The organism is Microcoleus sp. S13_C3 (assembly GCF_036700905.1).
Taxonomy (GTDB): Bacteria; Cyanobacteriota; Cyanobacteriia; order Cyanobacteriales; family Microcoleaceae; genus Microcoleus.
Genome location: NZ_JAUBPT010000041.1, coordinates 15,090 through 31,853 on the forward strand (window position 1 = coordinate 15,090; position 16,764 = coordinate 31,853).

The window sequence follows — 16,764 nt, forward strand, 5'->3', positions numbered from 1 at the left end:
CCACCCATCAAAGAATTTTGTGGGTTTTTTAACTTTTATTTAATAAGATTTACTGGAGTTAATGTAAGGTGCACCATAAGCACCGCACAGCTTAACTAAAAACTCAAAACTTTCAAATCAGCATCCCCGCGATACAAGCAGTCATAAAACAAGCCAAAGACCCAGCAATCATCGCCCTCACGCCCAACCTAGCCAAATCGCCTTGCCGCTGCGGAGCCATCGCGCCAATTCCCCCAATCTGAATCCCGATCGAACCAATGTTAGAAAACCCGCACAAAGCATAAGTCGAGATAATTTGCGATCGTTCAGAAATCGCCTGTTGTTTCACCAATTCCATCAAATCTAAATAAGCAATAAACTCATTCAAAATCGTTTTTTTTCCCAAAACAATCCCCACCTCTGCACAATCAGCCCAAGGCACCCCCATCAGCCAAGCAACCGGAGCCATCAAATAAGCAAAAATTAATTCTAGCGACAACTGAGGCAAACTAATTAGCCCTCCAAACCACCCCAAAAGCGCATTAAAAAAAGCCAACAAACCCAAAAAAGCAATCAGCATAGCGGCCACATTCGCCGCCAACTTCAACCCGTCGCTCGCACCCGAAGCCGCCGCATCCACCGCATTAGCATAAACCTGTTCCACCTTCACCTCCACCTCCCCAGCAGTCAGCGACTTTTCAGTTTCTGGGTACAGCAATTTAGAAATAGCCAAAGCTGCTGGTGCAGACATCACCGACGCCGCAATTAAATGTTGAGCCGGTACTCCAAAAGAAATATAAGCTGCCATGACTCCGCCGGCAATTGTGGCAAATCCTCCCGTCATGACAGCATGGAGTTCCGAGAGCGTCATCGCCGCCAAATAAGGTTTAATTAACAAAGGAGCTTCCGTTTGCCCGATAAAGATATTCGCAGCACAAGAAAGCGTTTCTGCGCCCGAAGTTTTCATGGTTTTAATCATCAACCATGCCACTGCTTGCACAACTCGCTGTAAAATGCCGTAGTGATAAAGTATGGTGATAAACGAAGAGAAAAAAATGATAGTCGGCAGCACTTTAAAAGCGATAAAGTGTTCGGCCAAATTGTCTCCAAAGATAAACTTTGCCCCCGCATCCGAAAAATTGAGAAACTGCGTCACCATATCTCCCAAAAATTTAAATACAGCCAAACCCGGAGCAGTTTTGAGAATCAAAATAGCAAAAATTAGCTGTAAAGCAATTCCCCACAATACGGGCGGCCACTTGACAGCGCGCCGATCGACTGAAAAGGCGTAGGACAAACCGACAAAAACAGCTAACCCGAATACAGAAATAAGTCGTTCCATTTAGCAATTTTTAGAGAAGGTGCAGCAAGCTTTTATCGTTACCAGGCTCTGGTAATCCAGATTAACAGTCCGATCGTACTTTATCTCGTTTCCAGAGGTCGCCACGAGTTCGCGGCGCGGGCAGCACAGCCCCGGAGGGCGTATAATACACGATGCAGCCCGATCGCATACAATCTGGGCCAGCTTCGCTTACAATAAAAGGCTAAACCTCAAAATCACGGCGCAGCCTTATTGCTGCTACTTTTATGTCTCTACCTATAGTTGCTATTATTGGACGCCCCAATGTAGGCAAATCGACGCTCGTCAACCGTTTAGCCAACACCCAAGACGCGATCGTCCACGACGAACCGGGAATCACGCGCGATCGCACTTACAGACCAGCATACTGGGGCGATCGGGAATATCAAGTCGTAGACACCGGCGGGCTAGTATTCGACGACGAGACAGAATTTCTGCCTTTAATTCGCGAACAAGCAATGGCGGCCCTCGCAGAAGCCAGCGCAGCCATTTTCGTAGTTGACGGAAAAACCGGGCTCACCGGCGGCGACGAATCGATCGCATCTTGGCTGAGACTGCAAAAAGTCCCAGTCATTCTCGCAGTCAACAAATGCGAATCCGAAAATACAGGACTCACCCAAGCTGCAGACTTTTGGCAATTGGGGCTCGGAGAACCTTTCCCAGTTTCCGGCATTCACGGCAACGGCACCGGCGAATTGCTTGACAAATTAATAACTTATCTTCCCACGGAAGTATTACCAGAAGTTGAGGAAATTAAAGTAGCAATTATCGGTCGTCCCAACGTCGGCAAATCGAGTTTGTTAAACGCATTTCTCGGAGAAAATCGCGCTATAGTCAGCCCGATTTCCGGCACAACCCGCGACGCGATCGACACCTTAGTAGAACGGAACGGTAAAACCTACCGCCTGATCGACACCGCCGGAATTCGGAAAAAGAAAAACGTCGAATACGGCGCAGAATTTTTCGGCATCAACCGCGCTTTCAAAGCCATCCGCCGCGCCAACGTCATACTATTAGTAATTGACGCAATAGACGGCGTTACGGATCAAGACCAAAAATTAGCCGATCGCATCAGCCAAGAAGGTCGAGCCTGCATCATAGTCGTCAACAAATGGGACGCAGTAGAAAAAGACTCCGACACAATATACGAGTACGAAAGAGAAGTCAGAACCCGACTTTATTTCCTCGACTGGGCAGAAATGATTTTTGTTAGCGCCATGAGTGGACAGCGAGTAGAAAAAATCATTGAATTAGTAGACAAAGCCTCCGACGAACACAAGCGCCGCGTCACTACCGCCGTGATTAACGAAGTCATAGAAGAAGCCACAACCTGGCACTCAGCCCCAGTTACCCGCCAAGGAAAACAAGGCAAAATCTATTACGGTACTCAAGTACGATCGCAGCCACCGACAATCGCCCTATTTGTCAACGATCCCAAACGCTTCACCGAAAATTACCGCCGCTACATGGAAAGCCAATTCCGCAAACACCTCGGCTTTACCGGTACACCAATGCGGCTGCTTTGGAGAGGCAAAAAAGTTCGTGCCACCGAAATGAGTACAACAAACAGAGCACTGCGCGTCAAGTAATTTTAGATTTTAGATTTTGGATTTTAGATTGAAGAAAAGATGCTGTTAGATGATATAATTTGTTGCCAATTACAGCCCAATTTTTCATCTAAAATCTAAATATCGGATGAACGAACAAGAGTTTAAACAAAGAACCAAGCAGCTAGCATTAAGAGTTATTAAGCTAGTAAGTTCACTGCCAAAAAATACCGTTTCCGAGGTAATTGGCAAGCAGTTAATTCGTTCAGCAACTTCTGTAGGGGCTAACTATCGAGCAGCTTGTCGCGCTAGGTCAACAGCAGACTTAATTGCCAAACTCAGAATAGTGGAAGAAGAAGCGGATGAATCTTTGTACTGGATGGAGTTGATAGTTGAATCTAAATTAGTAGATGCCACTAATTTGAGGAGTATCATGTCAGAAACGAATGAAATTTTAGCGATGACAGTTGCCTCCATCAAAACTTTAATTGCTAAAAACCCAGCAGCAAACCGCAAATAAAAAAATGTCAAAATTCAACAGAAATTTCCTATCAAAAATAAAAAAATCAAATAATCCCCAATCAAAAAATCAATTGCTCAATCAAATAATCCCATTCAAAAATCAATCCCTCAATCAATCCCTCAATCAATCAATCCCTCAATCAATCCCTCAATCCCTCAATCCCTCAATCAATCAATCAATCCCTCAATCAATCAATCAATACCTCAATCAATCCCTCAATCCCTCAATCCCTCAATCAATCAATCCCTCAATCTAAAATCTAAAATCTAAAATCTAAAATCGACAAGATGGACTTACTTCGATCGCTCCCCATAGGATTGTACCTAGAACAACCCGTAACCTGGCTTCACAGGCTAGACTCCCGCGTAAAACTAGCCTGGTTGATGACATTTCTGATTGCGCCCATACTCGCCAATCCCATCTGGCGGTTCATGCTAGTAGGAATGTTAATCGTACTGACACTAACAGCAGCAATTCCCTGGCGCGTGTGGAAACAGCAAATGGGACTGCTGCTGCTATTCTGCCTATTACTATTTTGCCTCAGCGCGATCGCCCCCGACGGACTCCCCGCAGAACACCAGCCCCGCATCCCCGCCGACGAATTAACCTTTTCCCAACAGCCCGCAACTCTTCCACCCCCGCCCCAACCAAAACCCTGGTACAAACCTTTTAACTTAGGCTCAAACCCCCCAATCCCCAATAATGCCAAAGCCCAAAGCCCAAATCAACTCCCCCAACCTACAAACTACCGTTACGTTGTATTCAAACAAGGCCCGATTAAAATCACCCGCAAATCCCTAGATTTAGCTATCAACGTCAGCACCCTATTTTTCACAGTAATTTACAGCACCAACCTCTACCTTCTCACCACAGCCAGCGAAGAAATTACCGCCGCCCTTGAAAACTTAATGCAGCCCCTGCGCCGCTTGAACTGGCCTATTACCGAAATAGCCTTAACATTAACTTTATCTTTGCGATTTATTCCCCTAGTATTGGAAGAAATACAAAATTTAGTGCGATCGGTCAGAACCAGAGCGATAAACTGGAAAAAACTCGGATTTCGCAGCGCAGCTCAAGTGTGGTTGATGATAGCGGAACGGCTGTTAGAAAACTTGCTTTTGCGAGCTGAACAAATTGCCAGCGCCATGAAAGTTCGCGGTTTCACCAGTCCCGATCGACACCGTGTAGAATGGCACCAGTTGCAATTGAAAATCCGAGACTGGATCGCCCTCGGCTGCTTGCTCATCCTCTGGAGCGCCCGCTTTGTTTGGGGGTGGGACAGTTGAGATTTTAGATTTTAGATTTTAGATTTTAGATTGATTGATTGATTGATTGATTAGATTTGAGATTGAAGAATTGGGAATGACTGATGAAGCTCGTCGTTTGGAGTACAGGCCAACATTTGAGTAAATTTTGTCTGGTGCGCGACAGTCCTGCTAAAGTAATGGAGACAAATATTTAGAGAACCAAGACCTTGAACATCTATCTTGGGACAGATGTTGCGATTTTAGATTTTAGTTTTTAGATTTTAGATTGATTAGAGTTGAGATTGAAGAATTGGGAAGGAAAGATTCGAGCGGGCTTTGAAGCACGGGCATACATTTGAGTCAATACGCTTGGGTTAGTGCTAAAAAAACCGATCGTGCGTAGGTTGGGTTGAGGAACGAAACCCAACATTTTCGCTACAATTTTCCTTAACTGAACCGTATTGACATTTGAGTAAATTTTGTCTGGTGCGCGACAGTCCTGCTAAAGTAATGGAGACAAATATTTAGAGAACCAAGACCTTGAACATCTATCTTGGGACAGATATCGTATATGTTCCGCGCATTCAAGCCGCATTAGATCGGTTTGGCGATCGCTTCCTCGAAAAAGTTTACACGCCCGCCGAACAAAGGGATTGCGGGCAACTAAATTCTCAACACAGCAGCATTAAAGGTAAAATGAATCGAGTTTCCTGCAACCAGCTAGCGGGGCGCTGGGCAGCAAAAGAAGCCGTTGTCAAAGCTCTAGGCACGGGATGGCGGGGAATACGGTATGCAGATGTGGAAATTCGGCGCTCCGAAAACGGTGCTCCCAATGTGCAACTGCACGGAACCGCAGCAGCACAAGCCTCTGTTTGGGGAAATTGCCAGTGGCAATTGAGCCTCAGCCACGACGGAGACTATTGCACGGCTACGGCGATCGCCCTTTGTACCCCGCTCTCAAACAACGCCGTCGGGCGATCGAGCGAAACTAAAATCTAAAATCTAAATCTTTAATCTAAAATTGATCGATTGTGAGTGTGAATGACTACCGAAACCTACCTGAATCATCCAAACTTTGGGCTCCTCTTCAGGGTATCCCAGGTTGAAGACAGCCAAGAATTATTTACCACCCTATACGCCCAGCGCCTGTTTTTTTTGGTGACAAATGGCCCTGGGGGGCTGAGATTTGAACCAATCAGTCGCTCCGACGCTCGCCTGATGGTCGAAATTCGCCTGCGAACCCTGCGTCGCAGCGGTCAATATCAGGAGTACGACCAATTGCAGATCATTCACCAGCGCACATTTCAATAACGAAAATCAGTAATTTTGTAATTGGTAACTGTCTAAATTTTCCTTCCCTCCCGTCAAGAGCGTTGAGCACCCATGACCATAGCCTCTCGAATTAACAGCATTCGCCAACACTTGCCGGAATCAGTGCGGTTAATTGCCGTTACCAAACAGGTACCGACTGATGCTATCCGCGAAGCATACGAGGCCGGTATCCGGGATTTTGGTGAGAGTAAGGTTCAAGAGACTGCCGAAAAACAAAGCCAACTGCAAGATTTACCGGATATCAACTGGCACTTGATCGGGCACTTGCAAGCCAACAAAGCCGCCAAGGCCCTAGAGCATTTCCAGTGGATTCACTCTCTCGACAATTTAAAACTCGCTCAGCGACTTTCGCGCTTGGCGGGCGAACAGTCGTGCTCTCCCCAAGTCTGCCTGCAAGTCAAAATGTTGCCCGACCCGGACAAATACGGCTGGAGCGTTCCAGAACTGCTGGCCGACCTTCCAGAACTCAACAAATGTCAGCATATCAAAATTCAAGGTTTGATGACAATTCCTCCGCTGGGATTAGATGACTCGCAAATCCTAGAATTATTTAACAGCACTCGCGAACTTGCACAGAAAATCCAGCAGCAAAATTTGCCCTGCATTCAAATGCAGCAGCTCTCGATGGGGATGTCGGGAGATTATCATTTGGCAATTCAAGCAGGTGCTACTATGGTACGGCTAGGACAAACCTTATTTGGCTCTAGGAGGGGATAAATAATTGAAATCTTCTGATAAAGACAATTTGGGTTAAATATAGAATAGTCAGCCACCCGCGACTAACGCGCAACGCGAGTATAGTCGGGGCAGCAAAGTCGTGAAGGAGCGTGAATCATGAATATTTTTTCTAAACTGCGAGATTTTGTAGGCATCAACAATGAGCCTGAGTACGATGACGTGTACGACGAAACTGAAGGCGAGCGCTATCAGAACTTCTACCAAGCGCCTGAACCCAACGCTGCTGCTGTCGCAGCAGCCGAAGAAGAACGTCGTCAAAATCGTAGAATGCGAGAGCGGTCAGTAGTAGGATCGACAGGTATGGATGTCGTTGCACCAACCGGGGGAGTAGGGTCAGTAATGAATAACGTGATTGGAATGCCTGGAGCTATGAACGGGATTTCGGAAGTAGTAGTAATGGAGCCGCGCACTTTTGAAGAGATGCCGGCAGCAATTCGAGCCCTTAAGGAACGGAAGTCTGTGGTTTTGAACCTGACGGTGATGGACCCAGACCAAGCGCAAAGAGCTGTGGACTTTGTGGCGGGCGGTACTTATGCCCTTGACGGTCATCAAGAGCGAATTGGCGAAAGTATTTTCTTGTTTACGCCTAGCTGCGTGCAGGTGAGAACTCAGTCTGGTGTGGTTCACGAAGTGCCTCCTGCTCAAGGACGCCCTCGTGCTGCTGCTCCTGCACCCACAGTCTGGCCGGCAGAACAAGCTCCAGTAGCTCAGTAGTTCAGTTGACAGTTGACAGTGGTCAGTAGTCAGTGGTGAGTAGTCAGCAGTTAACAACTAAATAACTGTGGAATAAAGACTGCGGATTAATAACATTAGCTAACAACTAAGTAACCAATGACAACTGACAACTGACTACTGACAACTGATAACTCAAAAGTGACAAGTGACAAGTGACAACTGACTAATGACTAACATAAAATTTGGTACGATCGGCGGCGGGGTAATGGGGGAAGCTCTCTTATCCCGCTTAATAGCACAAAAAGTTTATTTGCCTTCAGAAATATTGGTGAGCGAGCCTGGGGTAAAGCGCCGCGAGTTTTTGGCTAACAAATACGGGATTGGAACAACAGCCAGCAATCTAGAAGTTGCTGCGGCTACAGAAGTGCTGTTTTTGGCGATTAAACCGCAAGTTTTTGATACGGTAGCTTTGGAGTTGGCGGTGGCGGCCGATCGCAAACAAGGAAATAATGGAGAAACGGCTGATTCCCAGCCAGAAGCGCTGGTAGTGTCGATTTTGGCAGGAGTGCCACTGAGCAAGCTAGAACCAGCGTTTCCGGGGCGGGGAGTGCTGCGGGTGATGCCGAATACTCCGGCAACGGTAGGGGCGGGAATGAGCGCGATCGCTCCGGGAAAACTTGTTAAACCGGCTGATTTAGAATTGGTAAAGCGCATCTTTCAGGCCGTGGGAGAAGTGGTAGAAGTACCTGAGAGTATGCTGGATGCGGTGACAGGGCTTTCGGGTTCCGGGCCTGGTTATGTAGCAATTTTGATTGAGGCCTTGACAGATGGCGGAGTTTGTGCTGGACTGCCACGGGCGATCGCCTCTCAATTAGCTTTACAAACAGTATTCGGTACGGCGAAGCTAATGCAAGAAACGGGAATGCACCCGGCACAATTGAAAGATCAAGTTACGAGTCCCGGCGGCACGACTATTGCGGGAATTGCTAAATTAGAGAGTAACGGCTTTCGTTCGGCGCTGATCGAAGCAGTGAAAGCAGCTTGTTTGCGTTCTCAAGAATTAGGGAAATAAGTCAGGAATGACGCACAGAAACTATCACAAATGAGTTCAATCGCACTTTAAACCTGCCGCTTTGGCCGTCGGATATTTGACGGGAACAAAAGCTACACCAAACTGTTCTTTTCGACACTTGACAATATGCACTAACTCCGGTTGAAAATTTTGGCGATCGCCGTTCGCATCAAACTCAATAGTTCCGGTTGCTCCTGTGGCGCTAAAATTCGGACTAGCAATAGTTTTCTGCATCCCTTCGCGACTGGGTTGCTGTTGGATTTCTATTGCTTTAATTAGCGTCCGAGTTGCATCGTAGGTTAAAGCTGTGCGGTGGTTGACATTTCCTCCCCAAAGCTTTCGAGCATTATCGGCAAATGTGCGGTTGGGAGCAGTTAAAGGATGCCAAGAGGATGATGTCACCAGTTTCTCAAAAGACTGTAACTGGGAGGCGGTTTCTAAGGTTTTCTGGCTGTAGATTCCCCCGGTTCCCACTACCCAATTGCGATCGCCATTGGCTTTAATAAGTGCCATCGCATTTTTGACTGCATCCGGGACATGACTCGTGGTTAAGACGATCGCTGTTTTCTCGGTTCGCTCGACTTCTTGTAATGCTAGTTCAACGTTGAAATTTTTCTTACACAAATCGAATTCAGTGATGCTGAAAATATTTCCTCCTGCTTGTCTAAACTGTTTTCTGAATTCTTCCCACAATGAAGAAGTAGCTTGAATCTCAGGACAGTAAAAACCCACCGCTTTTTTCTGACCTGCGTTTTCAATCAGATACTTTTTGAAAGCTTCAGCAGTAATTTGATTTCTAGGGACAGTGCGAAAGAAAAACTTCCGAGGTTTTTCTGTTAATTGTTCAGTTGTACTCCCAGGCGAAATTAAGACCAAGTGATTTTTGTCATAAATATCGACTGCATGCACAGTCATCTCGCTAGTATAGTGACCGACGACGCCCAAAATCTCGGTTTGCTTCACGAGTGAAGAGGCCCTAGCTTTTGCCTCTGTTTTGAGGTTGGCATCGTCAGCGATAATGACTCTAATACCCTTGCCATTAATGGCTTTCCCTGCTAAAAAACCTTGACCGGGAAAGTAGTTATTGCGATCGGAATTAAACAGTCCTAGGTTGACTTCTGTTTGGGTCTGGGCAATGCCGCGCAACATTTCTCTAGCCAAATCAGAATTGACAGTACCTCCTTCGCTGTTGCTAATCGGAACGGCAACTGCCAGGGTGTAGTAATCAGCTTTTTTTGCCTTCAAAAGGGCATTATTCATGTAAATTAAAGTTTCTGGATCTTTGCGTTCTTCTTCGTTCCAGGATTGTTTAAATAAATTAAAGGCTGATTGATAATTGGCATTTAAAAATTCATTAATTGCCCGTTGTTTTAAGCGAGAACCAGATGTTTTTATCAGGATTTCTTCGCCACAACTCGTAGCATCTCCCTGGATTAAAGGACAAGTTTGAGGTGTGAAAATTTTGTGTATTAAAAATGCTGCTAGCCCAAGGCATCCTGCGATCGTGATCGGCAAGCAGACTCTCAATGTATCTTGCCATTGGCGTTGAGGCTTCGGCAGCAGAGGTTGTTGTGGAGGGGGCGCAGGTGAGTGCAACGCTGTTAGCGATTCCCTACGGGATAGCTTCGCTTCACGCAAATCCTGCAACACTTCAGCAACAGATTGATAGCGCTCGTTAAAGTGGTAGCGCACCATCTTATTTAAAACTTTTTTCAGCTTGTCGCTAATTTGTACCATCGGGCGATCGTCACTTGAGTAGTGCCAGACGAGTTCCCCAGTTTTTTTATCATTAAAAAAGTCTTCAATATCTAAGCCGGCAAGCGCTTGAATGCCGATGATTCCTACAGCATAGATATCGCTGTTAAATCTTGGCTGATTTTTCCACTGTTCTGCCGGCATATAACCCTCGGTACCAATGGCACGAGTTTGAGTTATTTGACCGTTCTCGATCGCCAAAGTGCCGATCGCTTTTACCGCCCCAAAATCAATTAAAACAATTTTGCCGTCAAGTTGGCGCCGGATTAAGTTTGACGGTTTAATATCGCGGTGAATAATACCTTGAGAGTGGACGACATCTAAAACGGACAAAATGTCCTGCAATAAATCAATAACTTCTGACTCCTTACACTGCCTGAGAGAAGCGAGTTCTTTGTTCAGCGGATTCCCTTCGATGTATTCTTGAATTAAGTAAAATTTTCCCTGTTCTTGAAAGTGCTCGATTAACTTGGGAATACGCGGACACTTATCGAGATACTTCAGGGTTTGAGCTTCTCTTTCAAATTGCTGTTGTGCTTCCTTCAACAGCCGCGGATCGTTAGATTCAGGAGGCTCAATTTCCTTGACGACGCACAGGGAATTTTCGGGGCTGCCTAAAGCGTCGTTAGCCGTATAGGTTTTAGCAAACCCTCCCTGCCCTAATTGACCGATAATTCGGTAGCGCTGGCGCAGAATATCCCCTGGCTGTAGGCACATAAATTCTCCGATTCCCCGACTGGCTGCACTCGTTGACGTTGATTTTACCATCGGGCGGGAACGGGTTTATATAGTTTACTCACGAGTATGTAACGTCCCCCTCTGGCGGTTCATGTACCGCGAGCGAGGGCGGCTAACGCCAGAAAATTGAATCAATCGGAAATGAGTTCAATTGCAGTTTAAACCTGCCGCTGCCGCTGTCGGATACTTGACCGGAACAAAAGTGAGGCCGAACTGCTCTTTTGGACACTCTACAATATGCACCAAATCGCTGGGAGGATTTTTGCGATTGCCATTTTCCGGCGAGTTAAACTGAATGGTTCCTGTTGCTCCCCAAGCGCTAAAATCTGGAGATGAAAGCGTTTTTTGCATTCCTTCGCGACTGGGTTCCTGCTGCATTTCTAATGCTTTTATAAGTGCGCGGGCTGCATCGTAAGCCGAAGCTGTACGGGTATTTACCTCTCCTCCCCACAGCGAGCGAGCCTGTTGAGGAAATTCTTTGTTGGGACTGTTTAAGGGATGCCAGCCGACAGATAAGAGGAGTTTTTTAAACGACTTTTGCTGCCGCTGGGATGCAAGTTCTAAAGTTCCAGATCGCATCAGCGTCCATGCCCCGACAATCCAATTGCGATCGTCGTTAACTTTCATTATTTCAACGGCGTTGTTTAGGGAGTTCGTAACTTGAGCGTCTGGAACTAACGCGATCCCAGTTTCTCCCTTTGCCTCGATCTCCTTTATTGCTCTTTGGGCGTTGAAATCTTTTTTAGATAAATCGAAATCACGAATTCGGACTATTTTCCCCCCTTTGCTGTCTCCAAAATATTTTGTGAACTCTTGCTTAAAAGATGCGCTGAAGGGATTTTCCTCATTGTATAAAATTGCTGCTTTTTTGGTCGTTTTTGCTAACAGGTAGTCCGCTAAATCTTTAGCTATTAAACTGCTCGTATATTGAGTCCGAAAGAAAAATCTTCTCAACTCATAGGTCAGTTCTTCTGTGGAAGCACCTGGAGATATCAAAACCAGATTATTGTCATTGTAAATATCTACCGTGGGCATCGTCATCTCGCTGTTAGTGTGACCGACAACTGCTAAAATATCCGGTTGATTTACCAGTAACTGTGCTTTTCGTTTTGCCTCTTCTTCATCGTTTGCATCGTCAGCAATAACTACTTTAAGTCCTTTGCCCTTAATGGCTTTACTTGGTAAAAAACCAAGACCTGGAAAGTCCAGATCGCTCCTAGAACTGGGCAGTCCCAAATTAACTTCTGTTTGCGCTTGAGCCACTCCGCGTAGAACCTCTTTTGCCCGATCGCCAAGGTGAGCAGGAGTGTCTGGATTTCTCGATCCGATGGGAAGGGCCACAGCAATTGTGTAATAAGGAGTCTTGCTGGCCTCCAGAAAAGCATTGTTCATGTAAACTAAAGTTTCTGGATCTTTGCCGTATTCTTTCTGCCACGATTCTTTGAAATTTTTCAAAGCAAGCTTTGAATTTGAAGCTGCAAACTCATCCACTCCTTTTTTCTTGAGCCGAGGACGAGAACTTGTAAAGAGAATTTCTTCTCCAGCACTTAAGCCATCTCTGAAGACTAAAGCAGTTTTTGATGAGAAAAAACTGTAATAAATCGCGCTCGCTCCAGCAGCAACGACGGCGATCGCGATCGGCAGTCGGACTCTCAATCTTTTCCAGATATTGGTGTCGGAGTTTAATTCCATCGAAGGCAGTTGAATAGGTGGTAACTGCACTACTGTTACCGATCGCAAATCCTGCAACACCTCAGCAGCGGATTGATAGCGATCGTTAAAGTGATAACGCACCATCTTATTTAAAATTTTTTTGAGTTCCTCGCTAATTTGTACCATCGGGCGATCGTCAGTTGAGTAGTGCCAGACGAGTTCCCCAGTTTTTTTATCATTAAAAAAATCTTGAATATCTAAGCCTGCGATCGCTTGAATGCCGATGATTCCCACAGCATAGATATCGCTGTTAAATCTTGGCTGATTTTTCCACTGTTCGGCCGGCATATAACCGTCTGTACCGATGACGCGAGTTTGAGTTATTTGACCGCCCTGAATCGCCAAATTGCTAATACCTTTGACTGCCCCAAAGTCAATCACCGCAATTTTGCCGTTTTTTTTGCACCGGATTAAGTTTGATGGTTTTAAATCGCGGTGAATAATCCCTTGATCGTGGACGAAAGCTAAAACGGACAAAATGTCCTGCAATAAATCAATAACTTCTGACTCCTGAAACTGCCTGCCTGAACCGATTTCTTTGTTCAGCGGATTTCCTTCAATATATTCTTGAATTAAGTAAAATCTTCCCTGTTCTTGAAAGTGGTCGATTAACCTGGGAATGCGCGAGCACTGCTCCAGAGATATCAGGGATTCAGCTTCTGTTTCAAATTGCACCTGTGCCCTGTGCAAAACATCGGGATCGTGAGATTGAGGCGGCCTAATTTCCTTGACGACGCACAGGGGATTTTCGTCGGGTTCATGTAGATCGACAGCCCTATAGGTTATGGCAAACCCTCCCTCCCCTAATGGAGCGATTATTCGGTAGCGATCGCGCAGAATATCCCCTGGATTCAGACACATAAATTGTTCTATCCCCTCGAATCGCTGCACTCGTTGGTGTCGATCGTACCACAAATATGACTTTTATGAACTCAAAGTTATGACTTTTATGAACTCAAAGTTCTGAATTTATGAATAGACTTTGAGATTGGCTTATTTAATAATCTTGGCATCTGAGATTTTACGGAGAAGATATTTTATGGCTTTACAAAGAGACCCATCAGGATCGTCGCGCTTCTTTGGCGACAATACATCCGAATATGTAGATTTACGGATCGGAAGTGGAGGAATTTCCTCTGGGGGAGTTTTGATGTTCGGAGGTGACGATACAATCGATGGCGCAATAACCAACGATTTGATCTTTGGCAATGAGGGGGAAGATATTATCAGTGGGGGTTTTGGCAACGATTCTTTATTCGGAGGAAAAGGAAGAGACTCCATGCTTGGAGAAGAGGGAAATAATTTTCTCAACGGGGGTCAAGATGCAGATTTTCTTATAGGTGGTGCGGGAAACGATATTCTATTGGGCGGTAAAGGCAATGATTTATTAGCCAGCGGTAACGGAAATGACACTCTGGTGGGAGGTTTAGGTCGCGACTTTTTAGCAGGTTTGGGTTATAATAATTCAATCAAAATCGAAGGCAGCAACTTGTACGTCCTCCAAGCAGAACCCGGAGTGACTAATATCAATAATGTCGATTTCATTACAGCTTTCAGACCCGCTTTCGATAAAATTGGATTAGCAGACGGTTTGACGGTTAACGATGTAGTTTTGGAAAGCTTGACAAATGTGACAATCTTACTCTCGTTTGACGTTCCAGAAGCAGGGAAACCCCGGGTATCCCCATCAATCTTAAATCCTGCACCGATAGTTACTTCAGGGACTCTAATCAAAGTCAGAAATTCTGGCGATTTAGTAGGTTTTTTTGAAGGTGTAACGCCAGCTCAACTCCAAAACAGTATTATCTCTGCTCAGGGATTCTAAGCTGTACAATGCGTTGCAAGGCATCCTGCAAAAGCTTAAATCCAAGATTGGACAGAGAAATAGTAATCTGCAACCAGCGGTACAAAAATACTACCGGTCAATCGCTAGCTGCTGTTTCCAATTTCTCTCCAATCCTCGGTTCAGTACCCTTCAACAACCGCTGAATATTGCTCCGATGCCGCACAATTACAAACACGCCGCCCGCAATTCCAAACAATACATAAGCCAGCGGCTGATGTAAAGCAAACATCAATCCAGAAACGCTAATTGCTCCGATAATCGAGCTTAAAGAAACAATTCGCGAAACCGCAAATACTATCCCGAAAATTCCGAAAGTTCCCAAACCAACGGGCCAGTACAAACCCAGCAAAACTCCCAAACTCGTAGCCACAGATTTACCCCCCGTAAACCCCAGCCAGATTGATTTGCTGTGGCCCAAAACAGCCGAGAAACCCGCCAAAGTTGCCATCCAAGGGAGGAGAGTTGCAGTATTTTCTAAACCTGCCGCGGTTGCTAGCTGGCTGGTAAAAGTGAGAGAGTAAATGTAGCGGATTAGGACGATCGCACTTACCCCCTTCAACACATCAACCAACAAAACCCCCAACCCCGGCCACTTCCCCAAAGTCCTCAGTACGTTAGTCGCACCAGTCGAACCCGAACCAACCTCTCGAATATCAATTCCCAGCATCCATTTCCCCAAGGCGTACCCAGTCGGGATCGAACCCAGCAGATAAGCTGCTATTAGCAATGCGCCATTTAAAATTATCCAGCTAGCCATTTTTTAATTTGAGATTTCCTGTACTTTTAAAATTTGCAACCTTTCCCCTAGCATAATTAGCAATTAGCAATTACTAATTAGCAATTACCAATTACCAATTACCAATTACCCCATCAAAAATCCTTAGCAGTCGTCAAAGTTTGCGGATCGGCAGCAAAGGCCAACCATAACGGAAATTGCAGGATTGACAAACTAATTAAATCCTCAGTTTCATCAATGACAATTAGTGGCAATTTGCCATCTTTCACCAGTCGATCGGCTTTTTGAGCCAAAGCCTCCGCAGACTCAAACATAATAATCCCCCTTTCCGGGCCAAAATCGCTGCGAGTAATGCCCAAACAGTCCTGCAAACCCCGGCGCCACTCTCCCAAACGTTCGGGACTGTTGGCGAGCACCAAAGTCCGCACCCGCCCGCCGTAGACGCTTCTGAGTACAGAAATAATAGTCGAAGTAATCAAGATATTTTGCAAGCGCGAACCCATAGTCCGCAAAGCACCCCTTCCTCCTTGGGTGAAAAACCAGTTAGAAACTCGTTCCGCGTGGATGGGTTCAAAAGTGCGGCGGAGTTGCCAAGGCGGGCCGTAGTAGTCGGGGACAGTGCGGTATTGATCGAGGGTGCGGCGAATTTGTTTGGCTTGTTCTTGAAATCCCTGTTCGGCAAATTTGGGATTTACCGGTGCTGAGGATTGAGACTCCTCAGCAGCAGTTCGCTGTGGTGTCTCTTGCACTGGCGGTGTCAAATCTAAGAGTTCGGCGGTAGCGGCCAAATCCTGCAAACTCCCTACTAAATAGTCTTTGAAACCCTGAACTCGAATTGCTAAATCTTGGGAAACGCCGGCAAAAGTGGTTCGCATTTCCTTTTGAATTCGATCGCGCCGGCGTTCTAGTTTTTCTACTTCGATTTGTAGCGCTTGTTTGCGCTGATCTAGTTGAATCAAGCCGTCTTGTACCAAACGCCCGATCGATGATTGAGCCTGGCCCAACGCTTCTATAGCATTGGCTTTGTCGGCTTCCAAGGCGGCAATTTTTTCAGTCAAAGCTTGTTCTTGCTGCTGCAATTCTTGGACTCTCTCTGCCAACTGTTCGGTAACATTTTCTGGGATGTGCGTTACCGTTTCTGGGATTGCTGTTGGCTGGGAGTCTGTGGGAGGCTCGATTTGAGCGATCGGACTTTCTGATTCGGCATCGGCGGTGTTGGGTGGAATTTGGGCGATGGCGCCTGCTTCGTCCACGAATTGGGCGATTTCGGCATCTTCCTCGTCCAGTGGCTGGTCTGTTTCTGCCGGGAGTTGGGCTGGCAGTTCATTTTCGTCGAGCCACAAATCCTCTGTTTGAGATAGAAGTTGGTACTCCCTCTCATTCACGGGTAAATCGACTTCGCCGTCACCGCTTGGCGCGGCTGGTTGTGGTTGCGGTTCTTGAGTTGGAGATGGGTCTGAATTCATGGGAAATTTGGTTCGGCGTAGGGCACGGAAAAGTTAA

General features: G+C 46.1%; 14 protein-coding genes. 9 read left to right on the forward strand and 5 right to left on the reverse strand.

What is annotated here, in order from left to right:
• Nucleotides 1-112: 112 nt before the first annotated feature.
• Nucleotides 113-1,321: a NupC/NupG family nucleoside CNT transporter gene (locus QUA16_RS13720; RefSeq protein WP_333103878.1), complete on the reverse strand. Its 1,209-nt coding sequence runs from the start codon at nucleotides 1,319-1,321 to the stop codon at nucleotides 113-115.
• A 245-nt stretch (nucleotides 1,322-1,566) separates the two neighbouring features.
• On the opposite strand from QUA16_RS13720, the gene der reads away from it, so the two are divergent.
• The 8 genes from der (at nucleotide 1,567) to proC (ending at nucleotide 8,473) form a co-directional block, all read left to right on the forward strand.
• Nucleotides 1,567-2,928, forward strand: coding sequence for a ribosome biogenesis GTPase Der (gene der, locus QUA16_RS13725; protein ID WP_333103879.1), 1,362 nt, complete (start codon nucleotides 1,567-1,569; stop codon nucleotides 2,926-2,928).
• A 106-nt stretch (nucleotides 2,929-3,034) separates the two neighbouring features.
• Nucleotides 3,035-3,406: a four helix bundle protein gene (locus QUA16_RS13730; protein WP_333103880.1), complete on the forward strand. Its 372-nt coding sequence runs from the start codon at nucleotides 3,035-3,037 to the stop codon at nucleotides 3,404-3,406.
• 290 nt (nucleotides 3,407-3,696) lie between these two features.
• Nucleotides 3,697-4,695, forward strand: coding sequence for an energy-coupling factor transporter transmembrane protein EcfT (locus QUA16_RS13735; protein ID WP_333103881.1), 999 nt, complete (start codon nucleotides 3,697-3,699; stop codon nucleotides 4,693-4,695).
• A gap of 501 nt (nucleotides 4,696-5,196) precedes the next feature.
• Nucleotides 5,197-5,655 (forward strand): holo-ACP synthase, encoded by a 459-nt coding sequence (gene acpS, locus QUA16_RS13740; protein ID WP_333103882.1) that lies wholly within the window; start codon nucleotides 5,197-5,199, stop codon nucleotides 5,653-5,655.
• Between the two features lie 42 nt (nucleotides 5,656-5,697).
• On the forward strand, nucleotides 5,698-5,967 hold the full coding sequence (gene pipX / locus QUA16_RS13745) for a transcriptional coactivator PipX (RefSeq protein WP_333103883.1): 270 nt from the start codon (nucleotides 5,698-5,700) through the stop codon (nucleotides 5,965-5,967).
• A 72-nt stretch (nucleotides 5,968-6,039) separates the two neighbouring features.
• Complete coding sequence (locus tag QUA16_RS13750; protein ID WP_333103884.1) at nucleotides 6,040-6,705, forward strand: YggS family pyridoxal phosphate-dependent enzyme; 666 nt, start codon at nucleotides 6,040-6,042, stop codon at nucleotides 6,703-6,705.
• Between the two features lie 117 nt (nucleotides 6,706-6,822).
• Nucleotides 6,823-7,440: a cell division protein SepF gene (locus tag QUA16_RS13755; RefSeq protein WP_333103885.1), complete on the forward strand. Its 618-nt coding sequence runs from the start codon at nucleotides 6,823-6,825 to the stop codon at nucleotides 7,438-7,440.
• A gap of 187 nt (nucleotides 7,441-7,627) precedes the next feature.
• Nucleotides 7,628-8,473: a pyrroline-5-carboxylate reductase gene (gene proC / locus QUA16_RS13760; RefSeq protein WP_333103886.1), complete on the forward strand. Its 846-nt coding sequence runs from the start codon at nucleotides 7,628-7,630 to the stop codon at nucleotides 8,471-8,473.
• Between the two features lie 36 nt (nucleotides 8,474-8,509).
• Here proC and QUA16_RS13765 read toward each other — a convergent pair whose 3' ends face one another.
• Nucleotides 8,510-10,945 carry a bifunctional serine/threonine-protein kinase/ABC transporter substrate-binding protein gene (locus QUA16_RS13765; RefSeq protein WP_333103887.1) on the reverse strand — a complete coding sequence of 812 codons (2,436 nt, stop codon included), beginning with the start codon at nucleotides 10,943-10,945 and terminating at the stop codon, nucleotides 8,510-8,512.
• Between the two features lie 168 nt (nucleotides 10,946-11,113).
• A complete protein-coding gene (locus tag QUA16_RS13770; protein ID WP_333181173.1) occupies nucleotides 11,114-13,570 on the reverse strand; it encodes a bifunctional serine/threonine-protein kinase/ABC transporter substrate-binding protein in 2,457 nt (818 codons plus the stop codon).
• A 148-nt stretch (nucleotides 13,571-13,718) separates the two neighbouring features.
• On the opposite strand from QUA16_RS13770, the gene QUA16_RS13775 reads away from it, so the two are divergent.
• Nucleotides 13,719-14,504, forward strand: a complete 786-nt coding sequence (locus QUA16_RS13775) for a calcium-binding protein (protein WP_333103889.1) — start codon at nucleotides 13,719-13,721, stop codon at nucleotides 14,502-14,504.
• A 97-nt stretch (nucleotides 14,505-14,601) separates the two neighbouring features.
• Here the strand turns inward: QUA16_RS13775 and plsY are convergent, their stop codons facing one another.
• Nucleotides 14,602-15,282 carry a glycerol-3-phosphate 1-O-acyltransferase PlsY gene (gene plsY, locus QUA16_RS13780; RefSeq protein ID WP_333103890.1) on the reverse strand — a complete coding sequence of 227 codons (681 nt, stop codon included), beginning with the start codon at nucleotides 15,280-15,282 and terminating at the stop codon, nucleotides 14,602-14,604.
• 113 nt (nucleotides 15,283-15,395) lie between these two features.
• A complete protein-coding gene (locus QUA16_RS13785; RefSeq protein WP_333103891.1) occupies nucleotides 15,396-16,727 on the reverse strand; it encodes a DUF3086 domain-containing protein in 1,332 nt (443 codons plus the stop codon).
• Between the last annotated feature and the right edge of the window lie 37 nt (nucleotides 16,728-16,764).

Bases quoted from the DNA above. Each gene is read 5' to 3' on its own strand.
- QUA16_RS13720 (WP_333103878.1), bottom strand. From the start codon at position 1,321: ATGGAACGACTTATTTCTGTATTCGGGTTAGCTGTTTTTGTCGGTTTG.
- der (WP_333103879.1), top strand. From the start codon at position 1,567: ATGTCTCTACCTATAGTTGCTATTATTGGACGCCCCAATGTAGGCAAA.
- QUA16_RS13730 (WP_333103880.1), top strand. From the start codon at position 3,035: ATGAACGAACAAGAGTTTAAACAAAGAACCAAGCAGCTAGCATTAAGA.
- QUA16_RS13735 (WP_333103881.1), top strand. From the start codon at position 3,697: ATGGACTTACTTCGATCGCTCCCCATAGGATTGTACCTAGAACAACCC.
- pipX (WP_333103883.1), top strand. From the start codon at position 5,698: ATGACTACCGAAACCTACCTGAATCATCCAAACTTTGGGCTCCTCTTC.
- QUA16_RS13750 (WP_333103884.1), top strand. From the start codon at position 6,040: ATGACCATAGCCTCTCGAATTAACAGCATTCGCCAACACTTGCCGGAA.
- QUA16_RS13755 (WP_333103885.1), top strand. From the start codon at position 6,823: ATGAATATTTTTTCTAAACTGCGAGATTTTGTAGGCATCAACAATGAG.
- proC (WP_333103886.1), top strand. From the start codon at position 7,628: ATGACTAACATAAAATTTGGTACGATCGGCGGCGGGGTAATGGGGGAA.
- QUA16_RS13765 (WP_333103887.1), bottom strand. From the start codon at position 10,945: ATGTGCCTACAGCCAGGGGATATTCTGCGCCAGCGCTACCGAATTATC.
- QUA16_RS13775 (WP_333103889.1), top strand. From the start codon at position 13,719: ATGGCTTTACAAAGAGACCCATCAGGATCGTCGCGCTTCTTTGGCGAC.
- plsY (WP_333103890.1), bottom strand. From the start codon at position 15,282: ATGGCTAGCTGGATAATTTTAAATGGCGCATTGCTAATAGCAGCTTAT.
- QUA16_RS13785 (WP_333103891.1), bottom strand. From the start codon at position 16,727: ATGAATTCAGACCCATCTCCAACTCAAGAACCGCAACCACAACCAGCC.